Genomic DNA, 19,146 nt, shown 5'->3' with positions numbered 1-19,146 from the left:
ATTCCGGCTTTACGTCGGGTCGACAACCTCGAAGTTCATCATCATGCCCGCGTCTTCATGCTCCAGCTTGTGGCAGTGAAGAAGGAATAGTCCGGCGAACTCATCAAAGCGGATCAGAACCTCGACGGTCTCGCCATCTTCAAGGAGAACCGTATCCTTCAGGCCCGTTTCCCACGGGAAGACCTCTCCTCGTCCGCCCGTTCTCGACAATACCTTGAACGGTGCGGCGTGCACATGAACCGGGTGCGGCGCACTTCCACCGGTGGTAAAGATCCATTTTTCGGTCTGACCCTTCGGGACGTACTCGTCGATTCTTTCCATGCCATAGACTCGCCCGTTGATCTTGCTCATGCCGTCAAAGCTGAAGACACGGGTTTGGACGACATCCGCCTCGGACAGCTCAGTAATCGTTGAGGTCGTGATCTCGGGGAACGCGTAGTCGATGTTCGACTCACTGTTGACGTTGAACTCCAGAAGGTCCCAGCCATCCTCGAGATCGTGCAACATCAATGAGGTCCCCTGGAGGTTCCGGAAGTCTACCAGGATGTCTATGCGCTCACCAGGTGACATGAGAATCTGACCGAGATCGTGGCGCATCGGTAACAGACCCCCGTCGTTCCCGATCAGAATGAAGTTCTGCCCATTGCTCAGGGATAGATTGAAGTGGCGTGCGTTGGCACCGTTGAGGACTCTGAAACGATAGACTGCCGGGTCGACGTCGAGCTTCGGGTTACGCGTCCCGTTCACAAGAGGCGTCTTTCCAAAGAAGCCGCTCTTCCGGGCGCGGTACGTCATGCGGCCCCTGCGGATCGTCGCATCACGAATGATCAGTGGGACCTCGTATTTACCCGACGGAAGTCCGAGTAAATCCTCCTCGTCGTCTCGGATGATGAATGCTCCGGCGAGACCCTTATTGACCTGCTCACCGGTCAGCATATCCGGATGCGGGTGATACCAGTTCAGTGCGGCGCGCTGATTGACGACGAAGTTATATCCATAGTGCTCACCCGATTCCACCACGTCCTGGGGGTGGCCGTCGTTCTCGCGATCCACTATCATGCCGTGCCAGTGAACGATCGTCTCGTCCTGGAGGCCGTTCACCATTTCCACACCCACGCTCTCGCCCCGCCTGCGCTCAAACGTCGGACCCGGAAATTGCCCGTTGTATGCCCAGGCTTCCACCATCTCCTCACCTCCAATATCGACCACTGCCGGCGCCACCGTCAGGTCCGTCCCCTGCATGAGTTCGGGGATCTTCAGCGGGTTTCTCGTGACTGCCCGCCGCTTGGCCAGTACGTCCCCGACGCCGGCTTCTGGATCGACCAGTAGGCTGTCGTCTGCACATGCTGACAGCAGGCTTCCAGATGCGACAGCCCCTGCCGCTACGGTGGTTACACGAACAAAGTCTCGGCGATTCAGGCGGCGGAGGTCACGATTCTTGGACATAGGTGCTGGATTCTTGATGAAAATGTGCCGGTGAGCCGTGGATGACAACTCATCCCCATTTTATGAACGGAAAAAACGCGCGGGCTCACAACGCCGACACTCCTTCCGCATCTCACCTGACAGTCGGACCGCCGAGCAGATCATCCGGCAACCCTTGAATCAGAGCAAAAAAGGTCATTTATCGCGTGTTGCCGGGCAATACCTTACACAACTAATAGGATATTCCCCACAGATGATATTACACGTGAAGCGCTCCTTACAGATGTTCGGAATTACCCGTTGCCCCTTTCCACTCGATGACCCGGAGAAAGAATGATGATGGCTACCCTTGCTCGATTTGTACTCGCGACCGTGGTGTTCGTCACTCTGACAGCGGCCATTCTTAACGGGGGCGGAGCGCCGGCTGAGCGAACCAATGCTCCCGGCAATCAGACATGCCTCGATGGTTGCCACAATACGTTCACTCTCAACGAAGGTGGCCTGACGTTCTCAATCACCTCCCCCGGCACCTACTCCGCAGGCGTCCCCGTATCAATTACTGTGTCTTTCCCGGGACAGGCCTCGTCAAGCTTTGGCTTCGAGGTTTCAGTGCATGACGGGTCCGGATTCCATGCACTGGATAACCCGACAGTGATCGACGCAAACACGGAGTACGCGGACGGCAACGCGAACTACGTGACACATGCAAATACGGGGCAGACCTCGTGGAACGTCCAGTGGACACCAAGTGCTTCGGGTCCTCCCGCCAGCGTCACGATATACGCCGCTGGAGTCGAGGGAAGCGGAGGCAACGGAAACAAGCAAGACTACGTGTACACGGCCACCAAAGGGATGTCCCTGGCTCCCCTGCCGGTGGAGTTGGCCGAGTTCTCCGGCGTCGTTGATGGAAGCAACGTCGAGCTGACCTGGTGGACAGCGTCCGAATCTCAAAATGCAGGTTTCGAGGTCCAGCAGATGAAACCCGGTATCGATGCACGCTTCAAAACGATTGCGTTCGTGAATGGTACCGGTACCACGTCATCGCGGAGCGACTATTCGCATCAAGTCGACGGACTATTGCCCGGCAAGTACTTCTTCCGACTGCGGCAGATAGACTTCGACGGGACCACGACCACGAGCCCGCAAATCGAGACTACGATCGCCGTTCCGGGGCAGTATCACCTGTCGCCGGCATATCCGAACCCCTTCAACCCGACCACACTCCTTGAACTCACGGTAGAGCGCTCGCAGCACGTTACGGTCGTCGCCGTCGATGCGGCCGGTCGGCAGGTGGCGACACTCTACGACGGTGAGTCGACGTCCAATCAGCCGCTGGTTGTGGAGTTTGACGCGCGCGAACTACCGACGGGACTGTATGTGATTCGGGCACAGGGAGAAACTTTCTCGACCTCTCGGTCCGTCACGCTGCTCAGGTAGCAACGAAACATCACCGTAGTCGGACGCCGACGAATCAAGGCCGACGCGGCAGTCGCTGTCGGTCCGTGAATCTGTTGTCGCGCATCGGTACCTTTCGCGAGTTGCCCAGCCTCGCGAAACCACGATGTTTGAAGACACAAGCCAGATCGAGCTCTTCTACCGATTCGGGGTTGCAATCTCTGTCGGGCTGCTTGTAGGGCTTCAGCGCGAGTACGCGCACTGGTCGGAACACCAGAAGAACGAGGGCGAAAGCCTCTTCGCCGGAGCCCGCACCTTTCCCCTTCTGGCGCTGTTCGGTTGCACAGCCGCACTGCTGGCGGACGTGATGGGCAGTCCGCTCCTCCTTGTTGCGGCGATCCTGGCCGCGGGCCTTGTCGTGACGGTCGCCTACTACTTCGAGGCCCGGTCGGGTAGCGGAGGCATCACGACCGAGGTCGCCGCTCTGACGACGGTCATGATCGGCGCCCTCTGCTATTTCGGGGACCTGAGGCTGGCCGCAGCGCTCGGTGTCGCCGTGACCGTACTCCTCGCGCTCAAGCTTCAGACCCGGGCACTGATTCGGCAACTGGAGCCGGAAGATGTCTACGCGACGCTGCAGTTCGCCGTAATCACGATCATCATACTCCCGCTCCTGCCTCGCACGGGATACGGACCGGAGCCGTTGAGCGTGCTGGTTCCCTACAAGATCTGGCTGATGGTGGTGTTCATTTCCGGTATCAGCTTTCTGGGATATATCCTGATCAAACTGGTCGGTACCCATCGTGGCGTGGGCCTGACGGGTATCCTTGGTGGCCTGGCATCCAGCACGGCGGTTACGCTCAGCTTCTCGCAGAGAAGTCGGTCGGTCAACGGTCTCAATCAGCCGTTCGCGCTCGCCATCCTGCTCTCGTGGAGCGTGATGTTCGTGCGCGTGCTTGTCGAGGTGGCGGCGTTGAACCGTTCGCTTCTGAGAATCGTCTGGATACCGATGGCCGCGGCACTGGCCGTGACCACGGTGTACTGCATCTATTTGTACCGGAGCAAGTCGGTCGCAAAGCAGGAGGAAGAGGACCGCTTCACCAACCCGTTCGAACTGGGTCCGGCGCTCGGATTCGGATTGCTCTTTGCAGTGGTTCTGTTGATATCCAAGGCGGCGACCATGTACCTGGGAGACACCGGGATTTACCTGTCGAGCGTTGTCGCGGGGTTTGCCGACGTTGACGCGATCACCCTCTCCATGGCCGAGCTCAGCCGCGACGCGAGCGTTCTCGACGAACAAACGGCTGCCCGGGCCATCGTCCTTGCCGTCGCCTCCAATACGCTCGTGAAGGGCGCGATTGTGCTGAGCGCCGGGTCGCCAGGGTTAAAAAAGGTCATCCTTCCCGGCATCATTGCATCTCTCGTCACGGCGATCGGAGTCGTTTTTCTCCTCTAGACCTCAGGCGACGGGAGTCGTATCAGGCTGCTCGCGGTCTCGTAACGCTTCTTGCTCGATAAACTCCGAGGGGAGTACACCGAACGTCTGTTTGAACAGACGGGAGAAATACGCGGCATCTCCGTAGCCAACGGCGTATGCAACCTCCGACACGTTACCGGCCTGCCGACTGAACAGCTGCGCCGCACGCTTCAAACGCATCAGCCGGATGTACCCCGCAGCCGTCAGACGCGTGATACCCCGAATTCGCCGCTGCAACTGGCGCGCACTCAATCCGACCTCATCCGCGAGCCAGTCAACGCCAAAATGCGTATCGCCTATGTGCTCCTCGACGGTGTTCTTGACCCGCTCCATGAACGACTGATCAACCGACGGCACGTCGATCGGACTCGGCTCGACAACGCCCTCCATGTAACGGACACGCAGTATGCGCCGCATCTCGATAAGATTCTCGACTCTCGCGACAAGTGCCGCCGAGGAAAACGGCTTCGGGATATAGTCGTCAGCGCCCGCATGCAAACCTTCCATCTGACCGGCCTCGTCCGCTCGCGCCGTAAGCAAGACGACAGGAATCTCGGCGAACTCCGCGTCACCCTTCACCTTGCGACACAGCTCGAAACCGTCCATGCGTGGCATCATCACGTCACTGATGATCAGTGCCGGACGTTCTTCGTGAATAGACTCCAGCGCCTGAAGACCATCTTCCGCTTCTCGCACCCGGTACAAACCTTTCAGATGTCTCCTCACATACGCCCGGATTTCGTCGTCGTTGTCTACAACGAGAACGATCGGCGCCGTAGCAGAGGCTTCGGGAGAGTCGTCCGAATATGAAAATGATCCAATCTCATCCGGATCCGACGCGGGCGCCACGTCATAGGTAGAGTCGGCGGCTCTGCGGACGTCCGGGTACGAAGCCAGTGGCAGATCGACGGTGAACTCGCTTCCGAATCCGACATCGCTCTTGACGGCCACTTCGCCACCATGCAGTTCGACGAGCTCTTTGACGAGCGCGAGCCCGATTCCCGTTCCCTCTGACGATCCATCCCTCTCAATCCGATGGAAGCGATCCCAGATCAGGCTGACCTGCTCTCGAGTAATCCCCGGTCCGTTGTCCTTGACGGTCACCCGCGCCTGCCTTCCCCTGCGCGTCTGTAGCGCGTCCAGACTGACCTTGACGGCTCCTCCATCGGGGGCGAATTTTATCGCGTTCGAAACGAGATTGTAGATGACTTTCTCCAACGCGCCCGGGTCGAAGCTCGCCGGCAGTTCATCTTCAGTGCTCTCACAGGTCAAGATGATCTTCCGGCGTCCCGCCACATCTGTGAAGTTGTGCACGACTGGTTTCAGGAAAGACACCAGGTCGTGCTCTTCGATACGAAGCCGTATCGCACCCGCGTCGACCTTTGACAGGTCGAGCAGGTCGTTGACGAGTCCGAGTAAACGCCGGGAGCTATTCCGGACGCTTGTTAGCATGCTCGCCAGAGGAGGGTGAACGTCGCCGTAAGCCCCTTCGAGCGCATCGTCGACGGGGCCCATGATCAACGTAAGCGGCGTTCGAAATTCATGACTGATGTTGGCGAAAAAACGGTCTTTCATGTGCTCCACTTCGACCAGCCTGGCCGCCTGTTCCTCGGTACGGGCTTTTGCTTCCTCGAGTTCGTGAGAATGGCGCTCGAGCTCCGAGGTCAGACGCTGCGCGGCTGCACGCGCTCGATACTGGTCGTAACGCGTGCCGTACAGGAGCATCGTGATTCCCGTCAGCATGGCGGCCGCGATGACCATGAATGGAACCTGTTCCACCGGCATTCCGGTGACGGACACACCAAGCATCACCGGGAAAACGATCTCCGAGACCGTGACAACTCCGAACGTGCCGACCGCTACAAACAGCATTTGCAAAGGGCGAAACGGAATCGTGCCGGATGCCACGAGCAGGAATAGTGTGGGATAGACCGCGGACGTCACAGTATTCCCCGTGCCGCTGACGTCGTCAAAAACACTTGCGACTGACAGCACAATTACAACCGCTGCGGCTCCGAAACGTCCCCATCGCAGATCCGCGTCCGCTCGATACAGAAAGAGAAAAAGAAGACCGGAAGCCAACACCATCAGTTTGTCCCACAACATCATGCTTGTCGCGGCAATGACCGGATCGCTGGGATAGACCCACACCGGTTGTTTGCCGAGCACGAGCGCGTTGACGGCGAGATACAGAGCGACGGCAATAACCGTCAACGTGCCGGCCGCCAGCATTCCGCGCCGGTTGATGATGCGCAGAACGTCCTTGAAGCCCTCGTCGGCTTCCCAGGAGGCAGGCCCGACAAGACGCGAGCGAAGCGAAAGAAGTGCAGTAGAGACGTCCATCAGAGACACCCCGTGAGGGTCCGTCACTCAAAGATACAGTGACGGACCCAATTTGTGTCATTGACGGGCCCCGTGACGGCTTTCGTGGGCCCGTCAGCGGCTTGTCAGACGTTAGTTCGGAACGCGCAGCGACGCCACTACGCCGTCGTGGTCGGACGCCCACATGCCCGATTGCGTTCTATCTGCCGGCGACTCACCGACCACTTCCACAAAGACGGAACCAAGGCCGCCATTTCCGTGCTTCGTCTTCGTCGATCGGAAGAGAACAAGGTCGATCCTCTTGTCGGGTATGCGGCTCGTACCGATCAGGCTTCCGTGATGGCAGCACGTGAACCCGGGTCCGGCGTGTGGAAGCTGGTTTCGATCCCAGGTGTCTATGAAATCGTCTTCCATAAACATTCCGTACGTCGCTCCTTCTGGCGCCTCCGTGTTCAGGTCGCCCATCACAACCACCGGATACGGAGACGACTGAAGATCGCTCATGAGCTCCTGCGCCTGCGCCATTCGGATCTCCTGCACTTCAGACTCGAAATGTGACGTGGCGACGCGATAGGTTCGGCCATTGACCGTCGCGTCTGCCGCGACGTATCCACGTCCAAGCGTTCCGAGTCCCGGAACGGGCATACCCACTGCGAAGTTCACCTCCTGAACGTTGGACAGTCCGACGTCGCCGCGTGCCAGCAGCACGTCGAAATCGGTGACGCGCACGTCATCGAAAGCCAGCGGATCCAGGCTCACGATCATCGGCAATTCTACATCGAGATTCTGAACGATGCCGGCCACCACGTAGTCGAGCCCATGAGCGGCCAGCTTGCTCATCAGCACATCCATGTGGTCCAGGAATACGTCCTCGGCCGGCGTCGTACCACCGACGACACGGTCACCCGGTGACTGCAATCTTATACGTGTTATCTCTTGAAGTCCGACAAGATGTGGCTGGTACGCGGCGATCTCTCGCACAAACGCCTCTGCGCGCTCATCGAAGTTCGTCGCGATAAACGTCTGGAACGCTTCAGCGACGAGAAACGGCACCTTGTTCGGATCCGGTTCGGCAATAATGTTGTCGACGCCGGCACCTATGTAGACGTTTCGAGTCATCACGGTCAGGGCGCCCGGCCCCTGCCGCGCAACGGCCGAGTTCTTGGCCTGTAAATCAGCGCCGATGGACGACGACGCGGAATCGCCCGTGATCACACCGGCGTCCTCACAGGCCGCGCCAACCATCAGCACAAGAACAACCGGCACGATGGGGACTAGCTTCAAAAAAGATCTGTGCAACATGACAACCTCCACGAAGATGATGGTTCATTGATCGTCCGTGGCTCAGGATATCATCCGACTGCGTCGAAAAGCGCGTCATTCAGCTATCGGATAACGGATTGTCCCATCTGTCCTGCATCAATGTCCGATCTGTCAGATCGGGATCGCTGCTTGCCGGTCCACACGCCTGAATCGCCCGGTGAGATGGCATGTAGAGCGGACCGATCCGTACCGATGGACACGTGGATTTGGTTGCCGTAGACTGCGGTTGTCCGGAAGAACGTCGACAGGAAGCAAGGTGATCAGATGCCTCTCGATAAGAACCGACCCAACCATTGCCCACGACCCGGCACTGCGAAAAGCGCCCGCCGTGTGAACCTCGTCATTCTGTCACTTCTGACCGTGATATTCCTTGCGGGATGTGCCCTGTTCGAGAGCGAAAGCAATACGGTCACCGCCCGCTCGGACGGCCTGAGGGTGACCGTCAAGAACGAAACCGGGGACCGTATCTATTACTTCCTCGTCGGGAGTGAGCTGGCGACGCTCATCGATTGGATTCCCCACCTCGATGACAGCCAGAGCGTGGCTGCGGGCCGGTCCAGAACCATAGACCACGGCGATATCATGATGGAGGAAAATGAGACGCAGGCGGTCTTCTGGTGGTGGAAGGCGGAGATCCGCGACGGCGAGCGTGTACCCGGTGCGATCGTTTCGAACATCATCGATCTGTAGTGTCACGGGGACGCCGTTCGGTCAGCTGCTGTCCGTGCCCGATACCTCTTTCTTGCCGTGCTTCAATTCGAATCCGCGAACGACGACGAAGGCGATAAGCGCGAACACGAAGAAGACAAGCAGCATCCACGCGATGCTCGACAGGGTCTCGATGATGGTCCGGTAGATCTCGAGGGTCCACCGTTCCCCCGTTAGAAGAAGGGGCTCCTGATCAGGAGCGTTCGACACGATGTAGCGCTCCAGCTGGTGCACACGAACACCACCGGCGATCCCCACGACGTAGATGGCAAACATGATGTACCGCTGCCACGCGGAGCTGATGTCTTCAATCACGATCCGCGCGAGAATACTATGGATCGGATTGCTGAAGAGCCTGGCGACGAGGAACGACACGACGATCGCGACGAGGAAAGTCACGATCAAGAGCGAGATGAACATGGTCATATCCTCAGCTGTGTGACAACCGCTATCAGCCGGGCTGGCTGGCCGGATATGCTACGACCCGCGCACGCTTCCGGCTGACGGGGAATCTCTGGTTCGGTGACGGGATTCCGGTTTTGTAGACGGTCGCGCCGGCCCTCAGTCGTGACCTCCAAGGTGTTGACCGGGCGAATCGCCATGCTCGCTCTCGATCATTATTCCAGCTATCTCCTTGTCGCCCATGCGAATTCTAACGTGAAGGCTGTCGCCATCCGCTACCTCGATCTCCGTACTCAGCGGGTCGAAGCCGACGGCTGACACGGTAAGGTCATAGGCACCTGCTGCCACGAGGTGCAGGGTAAACTTGCCTTCTATGTCCGGTACCACGGGCCGCAGCGGCTTATGCTGGTCGCCGGTGAGCGTCACCCGGGCGAAGGGTATGGGGAAGTACTGATCGCCGACGATTTCGTTTACCGTGCCGAAAACGGTGGCTGTCTGGGCGTTGGCGAAGCCGGCCAACAGAAGGAGCGGGAGGACTTGGAGGAGCTTTTTCGCCATCAGGGACCGTTGGCGCAAGATGATACATAAAGAAATTAAACTCAGCTGGCGGCGGCGACGTTCCGGCAAATCGGCATCCGGCCGGCCTATTCCACCGTTCGGCGAGCGGGGTACGCGGTTCGGCATCGATGAGGGACCATTCGAGCGCTATGTCGAACAGGTACCGCAACGTAAATCGCGATCACCGTACTGGTCGATAAGTGCTCCTCGAAATTCCTACAGGGGGAAACAAGATGTTCAAGTCCACTCATGTTTTCAAAGGGTTCCTCGTTGCGTCCCTCTTTGCCGCCACGATCTCAACGTCGGCTCGTGCGGATGGGACCGAGAAACTTCTGGAAATGCCGGCACCGGCCGCCACGATGACACTCGAGCAATGGGATGCCTTTGGTGACCGACTCGTTGAGGCTCTCGCCTCTCATCACGACGGACTGCAGAACGGAGCGATGCGCCTTGCCTTACAGTATCCGGACCAGGTAGATATCAGCCCGGCGCTGAACGATCTGATGCGCATCTACCGTAATCACAAGGACGTCAACGTTCGGCGATTGGCCGTTGTGACACTCGGGTCGAGCGGAAGCCGACTCGCCGCCAACTACCTGCGTCTGCATGTTGAGTTTGAGAAATCGGACTGCGTGAAGCGAACTATGCTGGCGGTATTATCGGACGCCTGATGGGCGAGCGTTTTCATCAGGGTACTGTCCAGGGAAGGGCCTGCATCGGCATGTGTGCGGGCCCTTTCTTTTTGTAATGGGCGCAGGCGCATGTTGAGCACATCTTGCGTCTGCGACCGTGTGAAGCTGCAAAGGAGTCTGCCGGGAAACCGCGGGTGGTTGGAACGCGTACGGCCGACCCCCTATTTTAGGGGAACCTGATCCCGTAGCTCAGTTGGCAGAGCATCTGACTTTTAATCAGAGGGTCCCTGGTTCGAACCCAGGCGGGATCACCCTTAAGAACGCCTCAGAATCAATTATTTGGATGGATTCCGGGGCGTTTGCTGTTTCCAGCCAGGGGCGTCGAAATTGCAAAGCCATGCAGCCTGATGTCATTGAGTCGGCAATATTGCGGCAATGGCAACGCCGGATCCGAAGGCCGACTGCGTCGCACTCTGCAACACGTCTCGTGCAAGGTGAGCGTATCGCTGGGTCACCTGGATGCTGGAGTGGCCCAATATCGCCTGCACGACGGGGAGCGCGACTCCCCGTTGGACGAGCCAGCTCGCGCAGGTGTGACAGAGGCTGTGGAAGCGGATGTTCTCCGGCAGCATCGCGAGGCACATACCGCTTGAAGGTTTTGGACGCGAAGGTGCCGTCCAGCTTGCCGCCCTTGACGCCTCTGAACACGTAACCGTCCGTTTCTCCCGCCCCGGCGTGCCGCATTCGGGTCAGGACGGAGAGCGCGTCACCGACCATCGGAATCGAACGCTCGTTGCCCGACTTGGTGATGAAGTCTCGGTCGTTGCACACGTTAATGAAGCCGGAATCGAAGTCGACGTGCGACCAGCGTATATCCCACAGTTCTGACCTGCGCAGTCCGGTTGAGACAGCTGCCAAGATGAGATCCTTGATCCACAGAATTTTCCCTTCCTTCACACGTCCCGACTGCCGCTTCATTTCATGGTCTGCATCGATGGCCCTGAATAGAAGCTGGAGCTGAGACGGCGTCAGGAACACGGCTACCCTCTTGTGATCCCTGGGCCGCGACTGTTTGGCATGAGTGAATGTGGCGTTCGACTTGGCGTCTGCGGCGGGTGCTGAGCTCAAGAGCGTTCTTACCGAGTTCGTTCGACAAGTGCCTTGAACCGTGGATGCTCGCGGATCCAGTCCAGTTCTGGAGACTCGAAGACATAGGGAGCTCGGTGCCAGGAGAATCTGAGCGATATTATCTCCTCGAGCATGTCAATTGCTCTCTCGACTTCACCCACGCGGGCAAATGCCGCCGCGATTCTCCACAGCGTCGCAGAGCTATGGAACTGTTCGTTTCCGAGCGATGTCCTGAGTCTCGTTGCGAGAGCTATGACGCTGTCAGGTTGTCCAAGGCCCGCATAAGCCTCCATTTTGCCTCTCGCGTCATCCGGAGCAGTTAGATCCAGTGCCCGCTGCCACGCATCAGCCGTCTGGATCGAGCCCCGACGGGTAATATCATGCAAGCGGGCATACATCGTCTGCACCTCTAGCTTGTCTCGACCTTCGAGAGAGGCCATGTCGAGATTTTCGAGTTTCTCGTACGCTGACTCAAAGTCGCGCTCGCCCCAGTGCACAATCTTGATCCAGTCCAAAGCCTCATCAACCGGACTGTCGAAGGCCGGGGCTGACTCTAGCAGCTTTCGAGCCTCTCCTAACTCCCCTGTCTCTGTGAGGAAATACGCCTTGCTGGTATAGGGACCGTTATGGAGTGGAGCAGCCGCGATCGACCGATCCGCCCATTCGAGCGCCTCGTCATACTGGCCGAGCGCTTGATACGACTCGGCGAAATTGTACATCACCAGAGGATCGGTTGGATCAAGCTCAAGCGCGCGCTGAAGTGCCTTCATGGACTCGTCAATCTTGCCTAGCCCACGGCTGGTGTAACCTATCGCACGCAGCAGGTCCGTGTCGGCGAGTCCGAGTCTATCCGCAGCCTTGAACGATTCGAGAGCAGCCTCGAGATCGCGGTCCGCGTAGTAGCTGATGTATCCAGATGCAAGATAATCGTCGACCGAGCCTGGCGCCAGCACCCCAACCCGCTTGGCCGCCACCGAGGCACGCTTGCGCATAGCACGAACAGAATCCGCGCGGCCAAAAAAGATCATTGCAGAGTAAACCCGTGCGAGGGCACTATGGCATTTCACGAAATCGGGATCCAACTCGCAGGCTCGCTCATAGTGAGCGGCCTGTGTGTGATCCAGTGTTGCTTGTAGTTCTCCACGCAGGTACGCCTGATAGGCCTCGTCGTTGTCGGTCAGCTGTAGTTCAAGCGCGGCACGCTCCGACTCGCCGAGAACCACGTTCAGCGCCTGTACCACCTTTCTCGCCACATCCGGCTGGAAGTCGAGTCCGTCACCCTCGAACGCCTCGGCCCAGACCTGTGATTCGTCGGACAATCGGATCAGCTTCGGTGAAATCCGAATCTGCACCTCGCCCTCCAAATCAGTGACGTACAGGTTGCCCTCCAATACGTGGTTGACATTGAGCCGCTGCCCGATGTCCGTGAGCGAGAGGCCTTCGTTCACCAACCGCGCTCCGCTGGAAACAGCAATGATCTTAAGTCCCTTAACCGCCATCAACCGAGTAGAGATGTCATCCGCTATGCCAGTTTCCAGATGCTCGAAGCCTTCCGCACCAAGGGTCTTGAAAGGGAGCACAACCAGTCGGGGTGCATCGGGTTGAGGCCAATATTTTACGACCGATACCACCGCGACCAATCCGACTATGCATGCCGCAGCAATCAAGGGACGACGCATGGCTCGTTTCCGAACCACCTTGATGCTCGGCGCCGATCCCGTCCCCAACAGGGCCGCAAGATGTTCGGCCATCTGGGCGGCGTTTGGGATACGGTCCCCCGCATTCTTCGTAAGAGCCGCCGCAAGGAGCGCACTTTCCGCGTCACTCTCAGCATCGAACGGAGGCGCGTCCGTGTTGAGGATCGAGTAGCTGATTGCCTGCTCGTATTCGCCTTCGAATGGCTTTCGACCGGCGAGCATCTCGTACAACACTACACCCAGAGACCACAGGTCGCTCTGGTGGTTGGTCAGCTCACCTCGGATTTGCTCTGGCGACATATAGAATGTCGTGCCCATCGTTGAGCCGGTTTTCGTCAAGTCCAGCCCGCCTACAAGTTTCGCCAGTCCGAAGTCCAGGATGACGGCACGACCCCGATTGGTGACGAAGATGTTGGCGGGCTTGATGTCCCGATGTATGATCTCCTTATCGTGGGCCGCAGCCAGGCCTTCTGCAACCTGCCGACCGATATCCAGGGCCTCGTCTCTGGAAATCGCGCCGCTGCGTATCCGATCCTTGAGCGTTTGACCCTCGTAATGGGCCATTGCGATGTACTGTTGACCCTCCTCCGTGCGTCCGATCTCGTGCACCACACAGACGTTCGGATGGTTTAGTGCCGAGGCAGCCTGAGCCTCCAGGACGAACCGCTTACTGGCTTCTTCGTCTGTTGTGAGATGCGGCGGCAAAAACTTGAGCGCGACCTTCCGACCCAGGCTCACGTCGTCAGCCAGGTAGACAACTCCCATCCCGCCCTCACCGAGCTTCTCGGTTATCCGGTAATGAGATATTGTCTGGCCGACCACTAGATCCGTACAAAGGAAGCGTCAAAGAACTCATAAATAGACGGTATCGCCCGAATAAACAAGATTAGTGGATCATTGCAGTTGTTCGTCGATGTCCACCGTTCAAGTCCGTACCCTTCGCAACCATCTCCAACTTCTCGCGACGCAACCCATAGTTGTTTGTGCAGGAGGGTCCGAGAGAATAGTCCTTTGTCTCGGTCATAATTCGGGTCATTCGGGGCATGCTGATTTGCGTCCGCTTGCAAACGACGTCAGGAATCAGTACTAAACCAGCGTCGAAACTGAACTAGTAGGCGTGACGGTATGCGACTTACCTTCGTCATTACTGCCATCGTTGTGTTGGTTGCGCCGGCGTCTGGGCAGGGTTCAGGCGGAGTGGAGGGACGAGTGGTGGCGAAACGGACACTGGAGCCGCTCGTCGGGGTCAACATCGTCATTGCCGGACTCAACCGCGGTACCGCAACGGACATCGACGGCGCGTTTTCGATTTCCGATCTGGCTGAGGGCGCATACCCGATCGTCGCTCGCTTTGTCGGTTTCAAGACAGAGACGATTACTACGACCGTCAGTGCCGGCGCGACGGCAGTGCTGAACTTCGAGATGGAAGAAGACCGCCTCCTGCTGGACGAACTTGTCGTCACCGGTCTCGGCACCAGCGTGGAACGGCGGAAGCTGTCGGCGAACGTCGAGGTGCTGCATCTTCGGGAAATCGAGACGGCTCCCGTCATGACTGTCGGGCAGCTCTTGCAGGGGCGGGTGCCTGGTGCGTCGGTGAGAATGCAGTCGGCTCAGCCGGGTCTGGGAAGTGTGATCAGTTTTCGAGGTGTCAAGAGCGTCTCCGCCGATCAAACACCCGCGATTTACATCGACGGTGTCCGTGTCGACAACAACTCAAACACGAGTCTGAGCTTGGGGGGGCAACGCACATCCGCTCTTTCGGAGTTGCTAACCAGCGACATCGAGAGGATCGAGATCGCCATGGGAGGGGCGGCGAGCACTTTGTACGGATCTGAGGCCGCCAACGGTGTCATTCAGATTTTTACGAAGCAGGGTACTCCCGGTCAAAACAGGGTTGTTATTCGTAGCGAACAGGGCATCGACGTCCCTGATACGAAGTTTGTTCAGGATACGGATTTCGCCTATGCAGAGATGGTGACGGACCCGAGCAGCGCAGTTTTTGGTCAGGGCAGTTTCCTCAGGGATGTGTTCTTGAGGACTGGCCATTTCCAGAACTACTACGTCGGAGTTTCTGGCGGCGGCGATGCCGCGACGTACAACGTGAGTGGCCGCGTTCAGAATTCAACAGGGATCCAGCCTTCCAACGAGTCGACTATCTATGCGTTGAGGAGCAACGTACAATCACGATTGGGGAGAGCACTGAACGTCGGCTTCAGCGGCAGTTATGTAAGATCTGGTTTCGAACGGCTTCACGCCGGCAATGCGATCTTCGACCCATACTCCACTTTCGGGGTAGGCGCGGCGCTGGTGCTTACGGGCGCCGATACCTTCGACGAAGCGCTTCGACTTCAACTCCTTCCCGAAGTCACTGAACAAGTTGACCGATTCACGATCTCGGCCAAAGCGAGGTACGAACCAAGCCGGCTTTTCAAGTCCGGTCTGACCGTGGGACTCGACTCGCGCACAAGCCATCAACGCGTTTTCCTTCCAATCGAATACGACGCAGTTTCGGACAGAGAGCGGGGTGAGATTCGAAGGTTCGATCGGGACTTTCTCGCCATGACCGTGGAGTATGTCGGCACGATCAGCTATCCGAGAGAAGGTCGAATCAAATCTGATTTGACGTTTGGCGTTCAGGGCTTCCGTGAGGATTCGGATTACATACAGGTGGTTGCACAGACGTTCGCTCTTCCAGGTACCGAGGATATCAGCCAGGCGGGTGAGGTTGATGTTTCGGAGACTCGCAGCGAGGTGTTCAACGGCGGGATCTTCGTTCGCGAACAGGTTGGATTCCGGGATCGCCTCTATGCCGACGCAGGGTTGCGGCTGGACGGCAGTACGTCTTTCGGTGGAGATGTTGGGTTGCAGGGCTATCCGAGTTTTGGTCTTGCATATACACTTTCGGATAACGCTGTCTTCCAACGCTGGTTTGGAAACACCTGGAGCCATATGAAACTGCGGATTTCGTACGGCGAAACAGGAAGGTTTCCGAAACCCTTTGACAGGGACGTGACCTTCGGTGGGGATTCTTTCCGTGGAGAGAGTGCTCCATTCTTTGAGAATCCTGGTAATCTGGATTTGAAGCCCGAGCGAACGAGAACGGTCGAGGGTGGGTTTGACGCAGCGCTCTTGTCGGACAACATCGGCATCAGGTTGACTGCATTTAGCGCTACGACTTCTGACGCATTGTTCCTTGTTCCGGAGCAGCCTTCTACCGGCAGAGGTCTGCAACTCCGCAACCTGGGCCAGATTGAAAACAAGGGAATCGAACTTGGGCTTGACGCCGACGTGCACTGGTCAAAAGCAGTATCGTTGTCGCTTGGTCTTACCTATTCCTGGTTGCGGAACGAAGTCACCGATATCGGCGACGGCCCCGAATTCTCTGTTGCCGGCGATGGAATTTCTGCAATTTCCCGAGTCGCAGTTGGACACCCGGTCGGAGAATGGTATGCCAGCACTCCGATTGACAGCAACGGCGACGGATTGCAGGACGCGTTCGAGTATCAGTTCGCCGGATCCACGCCCTATCCGACCCAGTTCGGGTCGCTCTCGGCTAACCTGTCGGTGTATCGGAATCTGTCGCTGTTCGCGACAGCGGATTGGAGTCTCGGAGCGCGAACAGCGGATCACACAGTCTGGGTTTCGGAGATATTCGGGCTTGAGCGGGCAGTCCTTCCAGAACGCTTCGACACGGATGGCAATTCCGTCGGGAATTACAATACCGAAGGAGCAGGTGTGTTCATCCTGCAGAATGGAGATTTTCTCAAGATCCGCGAGGTATCGGCTCGTTACTCACTTCCGAGTCGTGTCACGAAATTGCTTGGACTTCATTCGGCCGTCGTCTTCTCGTCGGTTCGGAATCTGGTCACCTTCGTCCGACAGGACCTCGTCGATCCGGAATTGGCCGGCCTGAGTTGGGCGGCAGCTTTATACAATGGGGGTGAGAGTACGCTGGAGCTGGGCGGTGAGCAGCTCCATACGCTCTCTCCACCTCGACAGATCAGATTCGGTTTCGAGATTGTGTTTTGACCGGTTCAAACGAAAATATGCGATGGGCGGGCAGTGTGGATGTCGCAGAAGTCCGGTCCACACGAGGTCATCGCCTCCGATATCGGCGCATGCCGTGGGTTCTCGCCCTGCTATGCATTCTAGGTATTCGCTGTGATTTTCTTAATCCCGGAAAGACCGATAATCCCCGAACGACGATTGAGGAGCTGGCCGCTTCAGACGACCCGACGAAGGCATTGCTTCCCGGGCTTCGGCGGCTGTTTGCGAGCGCGCTATCCGCTACCGTGTTGACGACGGAGTACGTCAGCGACAACGTGGCATCCACCGACGTGGTCCATCCGGATTACCCCCGCGACATCCGTAGCACCTCGTTTCTTATCGGCGGCGATGGCGAGGGAACCGACATCTACTGGAACCTGCAGGAATTACGTGGACTCTGCGATTTCGTTCTCGATGAGGTTGCTCCGGCGTATGCCGGAGCCGAAGACCTTGACCTGGCGGAGGCGCACTACTATCGTGGCATGGCGTACCTCATCCTCGGCGAGAACTTTGTTGCCGTACCGACCGGAGTCGACGAGATACCTGTCAAATCTCGCCAGTTACTTGAACGAGCCGTAGCCGACCTGGTCGAGGGGCGAAGACTCGGCTTTGTTGTCCCTTCGACTGCAGCCCTCGCGCGTGCGTCTCGAGCCAGTGGCAACGCCGATGCTGCTGCTCAGTTTGCGAACGAAGCACTCGTCGCCGGGGGGACTGACTTCTTGTTCTTCCAGGAGTTTGACAGGACTTCGATTCGGAACGAGGTTGCCTGGCATCTAGCCATTCAACTTCAGACGATGCAGCCTCTACCCCCGACTGGACTTCCTGGACCCGAAGTATTTCGAAGAGGAGCAAGGTATTCCTGTATCGAAGGCTGAAGAGATGCTCCTGATCCTTGCAGAGTACGCTCTGAGTATCGGGAATCTTGACGACGCGAAGAACCGGATGATCGAATCGATTGAGCGCGCCTCGGACCGACCCAGAGTGGGCTTTGATGACAAGGACACGAGAGATGATGCGATACTTGGGCAGATCCGACCCCGGAACAGCGGCATCAAAGTCCGAGACGATGCAACCGGTCCGTTCCGGGAGGGTGTGCTTCTGGACCGCCCGGGAACGATCGACACTCCGGTTGTGTCAGGATCATCTTTGACGGCTGAAGACGTGGAGGCTGCGTCTGACGTCGGATCACTGACCCGCCTGCTCTTTCTTCTCAGACAGGAGATTCTGTTTCTTGAAGGGAGGAGAATGCATGACCTGGGAATCAGGCTTCCGATGATGCAGAGGGAGGTGGACACGAACCCGAACATCACCGACGGCGATACCGGCACACGCGTCTTTGTGCCAGACTATATCCCGCCGGCCAACGAACTGGACCTCTACAGCCCAGTGCAGTTGTATGAGGGTGATAGTTTGCTCACGACGCAGGTCACGATTCTGCACGATATGAACAGGATACTTGCGGTGGAGCGGGGCCTCGTCATGCAGGACCCAATGCTGCCGTGAAGGCCGATGCAGCGATTCCGATGGTCACAAAGCGAACCTCGCGGGTTCCCAAACGGCTCGCAGTAGAGGTACTGTCACTACGCCTCTAGCTCCTTCGTCAGCAGTGCCCTGGCGACTCTCCAGTCGCGGCTGACGGTTGCTCGCCCGACATCGAGTACCTCAGCGGCTTCCTCATACGTGAGTCCTCCGAACAGGAGTAATTCGGCTACCTTGCCGAGCCTTTCGTCCATCGACTCGAGCCTCGAAAGCGCCCGGTTGATATCTACCAGCCGAGCTCCCTGCTGCTCTACGAGAGCATCCCGTTCCGCGTCCGGTCCGAAGGTCACGATGGGTTCACCGCCCCCTCGTTTCTGCCGCTTCCGTCTTCTTGCATAGCCGATCAGTAGCTGGCGCATCGCACGGCTGGCTATGAGCAGGAAATGGCTTCGATCGTTGGCAACGAGATTGCCGGCCCGGTCGAATTTGAGGTACACCTCATGTATCAGGGCCGTCGTATTCATCGTTTCGTGAGCACCCTCGAACCGCTGGC

The 19,146-nt window shown here is 57.9% G+C and carries 16 protein-coding genes and 1 tRNA gene; 9 read left to right on the top strand and 8 right to left on the bottom strand.

The window, feature by feature from the left end; all coding sequences use genetic code 11:
- Positions 1 to 9: 9 nt before the first annotated feature.
- Positions 10 to 1,446, bottom strand: coding sequence for a multicopper oxidase domain-containing protein (locus tag HKN37_02670; GenBank protein NNE45545.1), 1,437 nt, complete (start codon positions 1,444 to 1,446; stop codon positions 10 to 12).
- Between the two features lie 312 nt (positions 1,447 to 1,758).
- Here HKN37_02670 and HKN37_02665 point away from each other — a divergent pair, with 312 nt between their 5' ends.
- Complete coding sequence (locus tag HKN37_02665; protein ID NNE45544.1) at positions 1,759 to 2,862, top strand: T9SS type A sorting domain-containing protein; 1,104 nt, start codon at positions 1,759 to 1,761, stop codon at positions 2,860 to 2,862.
- 124 nt (positions 2,863 to 2,986) lie between these two features.
- On the top strand, positions 2,987 to 4,276 hold the full coding sequence (locus HKN37_02660) for an MgtC/SapB family protein (GenBank protein NNE45543.1): 1,290 nt from the start codon (positions 2,987 to 2,989) through the stop codon (positions 4,274 to 4,276).
- 3 nt (positions 4,277 to 4,279) lie between these two features.
- On the opposite strand, the gene HKN37_02655 is transcribed toward HKN37_02660, so the two are convergent.
- Both HKN37_02655 and HKN37_02650 read right to left on the bottom strand, forming a co-directional pair.
- On the bottom strand, positions 4,280 to 6,640 hold the full coding sequence (locus HKN37_02655; GenBank protein ID NNE45542.1) for a response regulator: 2,361 nt from the start codon (positions 6,638 to 6,640) through the stop codon (positions 4,280 to 4,282).
- Positions 6,641 to 6,751: 111 nt separating this feature from the next.
- Entirely contained in the window at positions 6,752 to 7,921 is a 1,170-nt protein-coding gene (locus HKN37_02650) for a hypothetical protein (protein NNE45541.1), read from the bottom strand.
- Positions 7,922 to 8,272: 351 nt separating this feature from the next.
- Between HKN37_02650 and HKN37_02645 the strand changes: the two genes are divergently transcribed.
- Positions 8,273 to 8,632 carry a hypothetical protein gene (locus HKN37_02645; GenBank protein ID NNE45540.1) on the top strand — a complete coding sequence of 120 codons (360 nt, stop codon included), beginning with the start codon at positions 8,273 to 8,275 and terminating at the stop codon, positions 8,630 to 8,632.
- 21 nt (positions 8,633 to 8,653) lie between these two features.
- On the opposite strand, the gene HKN37_02640 is transcribed toward HKN37_02645, so the two are convergent.
- Positions 8,654 to 9,070, bottom strand: coding sequence for a hypothetical protein (locus HKN37_02640; protein NNE45539.1), 417 nt, complete (start codon positions 9,068 to 9,070; stop codon positions 8,654 to 8,656).
- A gap of 141 nt (positions 9,071 to 9,211) precedes the next feature.
- Positions 9,212 to 9,610, bottom strand: a complete 399-nt coding sequence (locus HKN37_02635; protein NNE45538.1) for a hypothetical protein — start codon at positions 9,608 to 9,610, stop codon at positions 9,212 to 9,214.
- Positions 9,611 to 9,843: 233 nt separating this feature from the next.
- Between HKN37_02635 and HKN37_02630 the strand changes: the two genes are divergently transcribed.
- Complete coding sequence (locus HKN37_02630) at positions 9,844 to 10,281, top strand: hypothetical protein (protein ID NNE45537.1); 438 nt, start codon at positions 9,844 to 9,846, stop codon at positions 10,279 to 10,281.
- A 199-nt stretch (positions 10,282 to 10,480) separates the two neighbouring features.
- A tRNA-Lys gene (locus HKN37_02625) sits at positions 10,481 to 10,553 on the top strand.
- A 99-nt stretch (positions 10,554 to 10,652) separates the two neighbouring features.
- On the opposite strand, the gene HKN37_02620 is transcribed toward HKN37_02625, so the two are convergent.
- On the bottom strand, positions 10,653 to 10,886 hold the full coding sequence (locus HKN37_02620; GenBank protein ID NNE45536.1) for a tyrosine-type recombinase/integrase: 234 nt from the start codon (positions 10,884 to 10,886) through the stop codon (positions 10,653 to 10,655).
- On the opposite strand from HKN37_02620, the gene HKN37_02615 reads away from it, so the two are divergent.
- The gene (locus tag HKN37_02615; protein NNE45535.1) at positions 10,858 to 11,130 is read left to right on the top strand and encodes a hypothetical protein; all 273 of its coding nucleotides are present in this window, start codon (positions 10,858 to 10,860) and stop codon (positions 11,128 to 11,130) included. The two genes, HKN37_02620 and HKN37_02615, sit on opposite strands and share 29 nt — an antisense overlap.
- A gap of 248 nt (positions 11,131 to 11,378) precedes the next feature.
- Here the strand turns inward: HKN37_02615 and HKN37_02610 are convergent, their stop codons facing one another.
- Positions 11,379 to 13,889 (bottom strand): protein kinase, encoded by a 2,511-nt coding sequence (locus HKN37_02610; GenBank protein ID NNE45534.1) that lies wholly within the window; start codon positions 13,887 to 13,889, stop codon positions 11,379 to 11,381.
- 303 nt (positions 13,890 to 14,192) lie between these two features.
- Here HKN37_02610 and HKN37_02605 point away from each other — a divergent pair, with 303 nt between their 5' ends.
- The 3 genes from HKN37_02605 to HKN37_02595 all read left to right on the top strand — a co-directional run bounded on the left by HKN37_02605 (position 14,193) and on the right by HKN37_02595 (position 18,617).
- The gene (locus tag HKN37_02605) at positions 14,193 to 17,096 is read left to right on the top strand and encodes a SusC/RagA family TonB-linked outer membrane protein (protein ID NNE45533.1); all 2,904 of its coding nucleotides are present in this window, start codon (positions 14,193 to 14,195) and stop codon (positions 17,094 to 17,096) included.
- 89 nt (positions 17,097 to 17,185) lie between these two features.
- Positions 17,186 to 17,989 carry a hypothetical protein gene (locus tag HKN37_02600; protein NNE45532.1) on the top strand — a complete coding sequence of 268 codons (804 nt, stop codon included), beginning with the start codon at positions 17,186 to 17,188 and terminating at the stop codon, positions 17,987 to 17,989.
- A 4-nt stretch (positions 17,990 to 17,993) separates the two neighbouring features.
- Entirely contained in the window at positions 17,994 to 18,617 is a 624-nt protein-coding gene (locus HKN37_02595) for a hypothetical protein (protein ID NNE45531.1), read from the top strand.
- 77 nt (positions 18,618 to 18,694) lie between these two features.
- On the opposite strand, the gene HKN37_02590 is transcribed toward HKN37_02595, so the two are convergent.
- The coding region (locus HKN37_02590) for an RNA polymerase subunit sigma-70 (protein NNE45530.1) at positions 18,695 to 19,146 on the bottom strand (452 nt) is incomplete at its 5' end.

The sequence above is a fragment of the Rhodothermales bacterium genome (assembly GCA_013002345.1).
In the GTDB taxonomy this organism is placed as follows: Bacteria; Bacteroidota; Rhodothermia; order Rhodothermales; family JABDKH01; genus JABDKH01.
Note: the sequence above shows the minus strand (reverse complement) of the source record. Positions and strands in the feature narration are given on the sequence as shown.

Coding starts and splice junctions, on each gene's coding strand:
- HKN37_02670 (NNE45545.1), bottom strand. CDS start 1,446: ATGTCCAAGAATCGTGACCTCCGCCGCCTGAATCGCCGAGACTTTGTT.
- HKN37_02665 (NNE45544.1), top strand. CDS start 1,759: ATGATGATGGCTACCCTTGCTCGATTTGTACTCGCGACCGTGGTGTTC.
- HKN37_02660 (NNE45543.1), top strand. CDS start 2,987: ATGTTTGAAGACACAAGCCAGATCGAGCTCTTCTACCGATTCGGGGTT.
- HKN37_02655 (NNE45542.1), bottom strand. CDS start 6,640: ATGGACGTCTCTACTGCACTTCTTTCGCTTCGCTCGCGTCTTGTCGGG.
- HKN37_02650 (NNE45541.1), bottom strand. CDS start 7,921: ATGTTGCACAGATCTTTTTTGAAGCTAGTCCCCATCGTGCCGGTTGTT.
- HKN37_02640 (NNE45539.1), bottom strand. CDS start 9,070: ATGTTCATCTCGCTCTTGATCGTGACTTTCCTCGTCGCGATCGTCGTG.
- HKN37_02635 (NNE45538.1), bottom strand. CDS start 9,610: ATGGCGAAAAAGCTCCTCCAAGTCCTCCCGCTCCTTCTGTTGGCCGGC.
- HKN37_02630 (NNE45537.1), top strand. CDS start 9,844: ATGTTCAAGTCCACTCATGTTTTCAAAGGGTTCCTCGTTGCGTCCCTC.
- HKN37_02615 (NNE45535.1), top strand. CDS start 10,858: ATGTTCTCCGGCAGCATCGCGAGGCACATACCGCTTGAAGGTTTTGGA.
- HKN37_02620 (NNE45536.1), bottom strand. CDS start 10,886: ATGTGCCTCGCGATGCTGCCGGAGAACATCCGCTTCCACAGCCTCTGT.
- HKN37_02605 (NNE45533.1), top strand. CDS start 14,193: ATGCGACTTACCTTCGTCATTACTGCCATCGTTGTGTTGGTTGCGCCG.
- HKN37_02600 (NNE45532.1), top strand. CDS start 17,186: ATGCCGTGGGTTCTCGCCCTGCTATGCATTCTAGGTATTCGCTGTGAT.
- HKN37_02595 (NNE45531.1), top strand. CDS start 17,994: ATGCTCCTGATCCTTGCAGAGTACGCTCTGAGTATCGGGAATCTTGAC.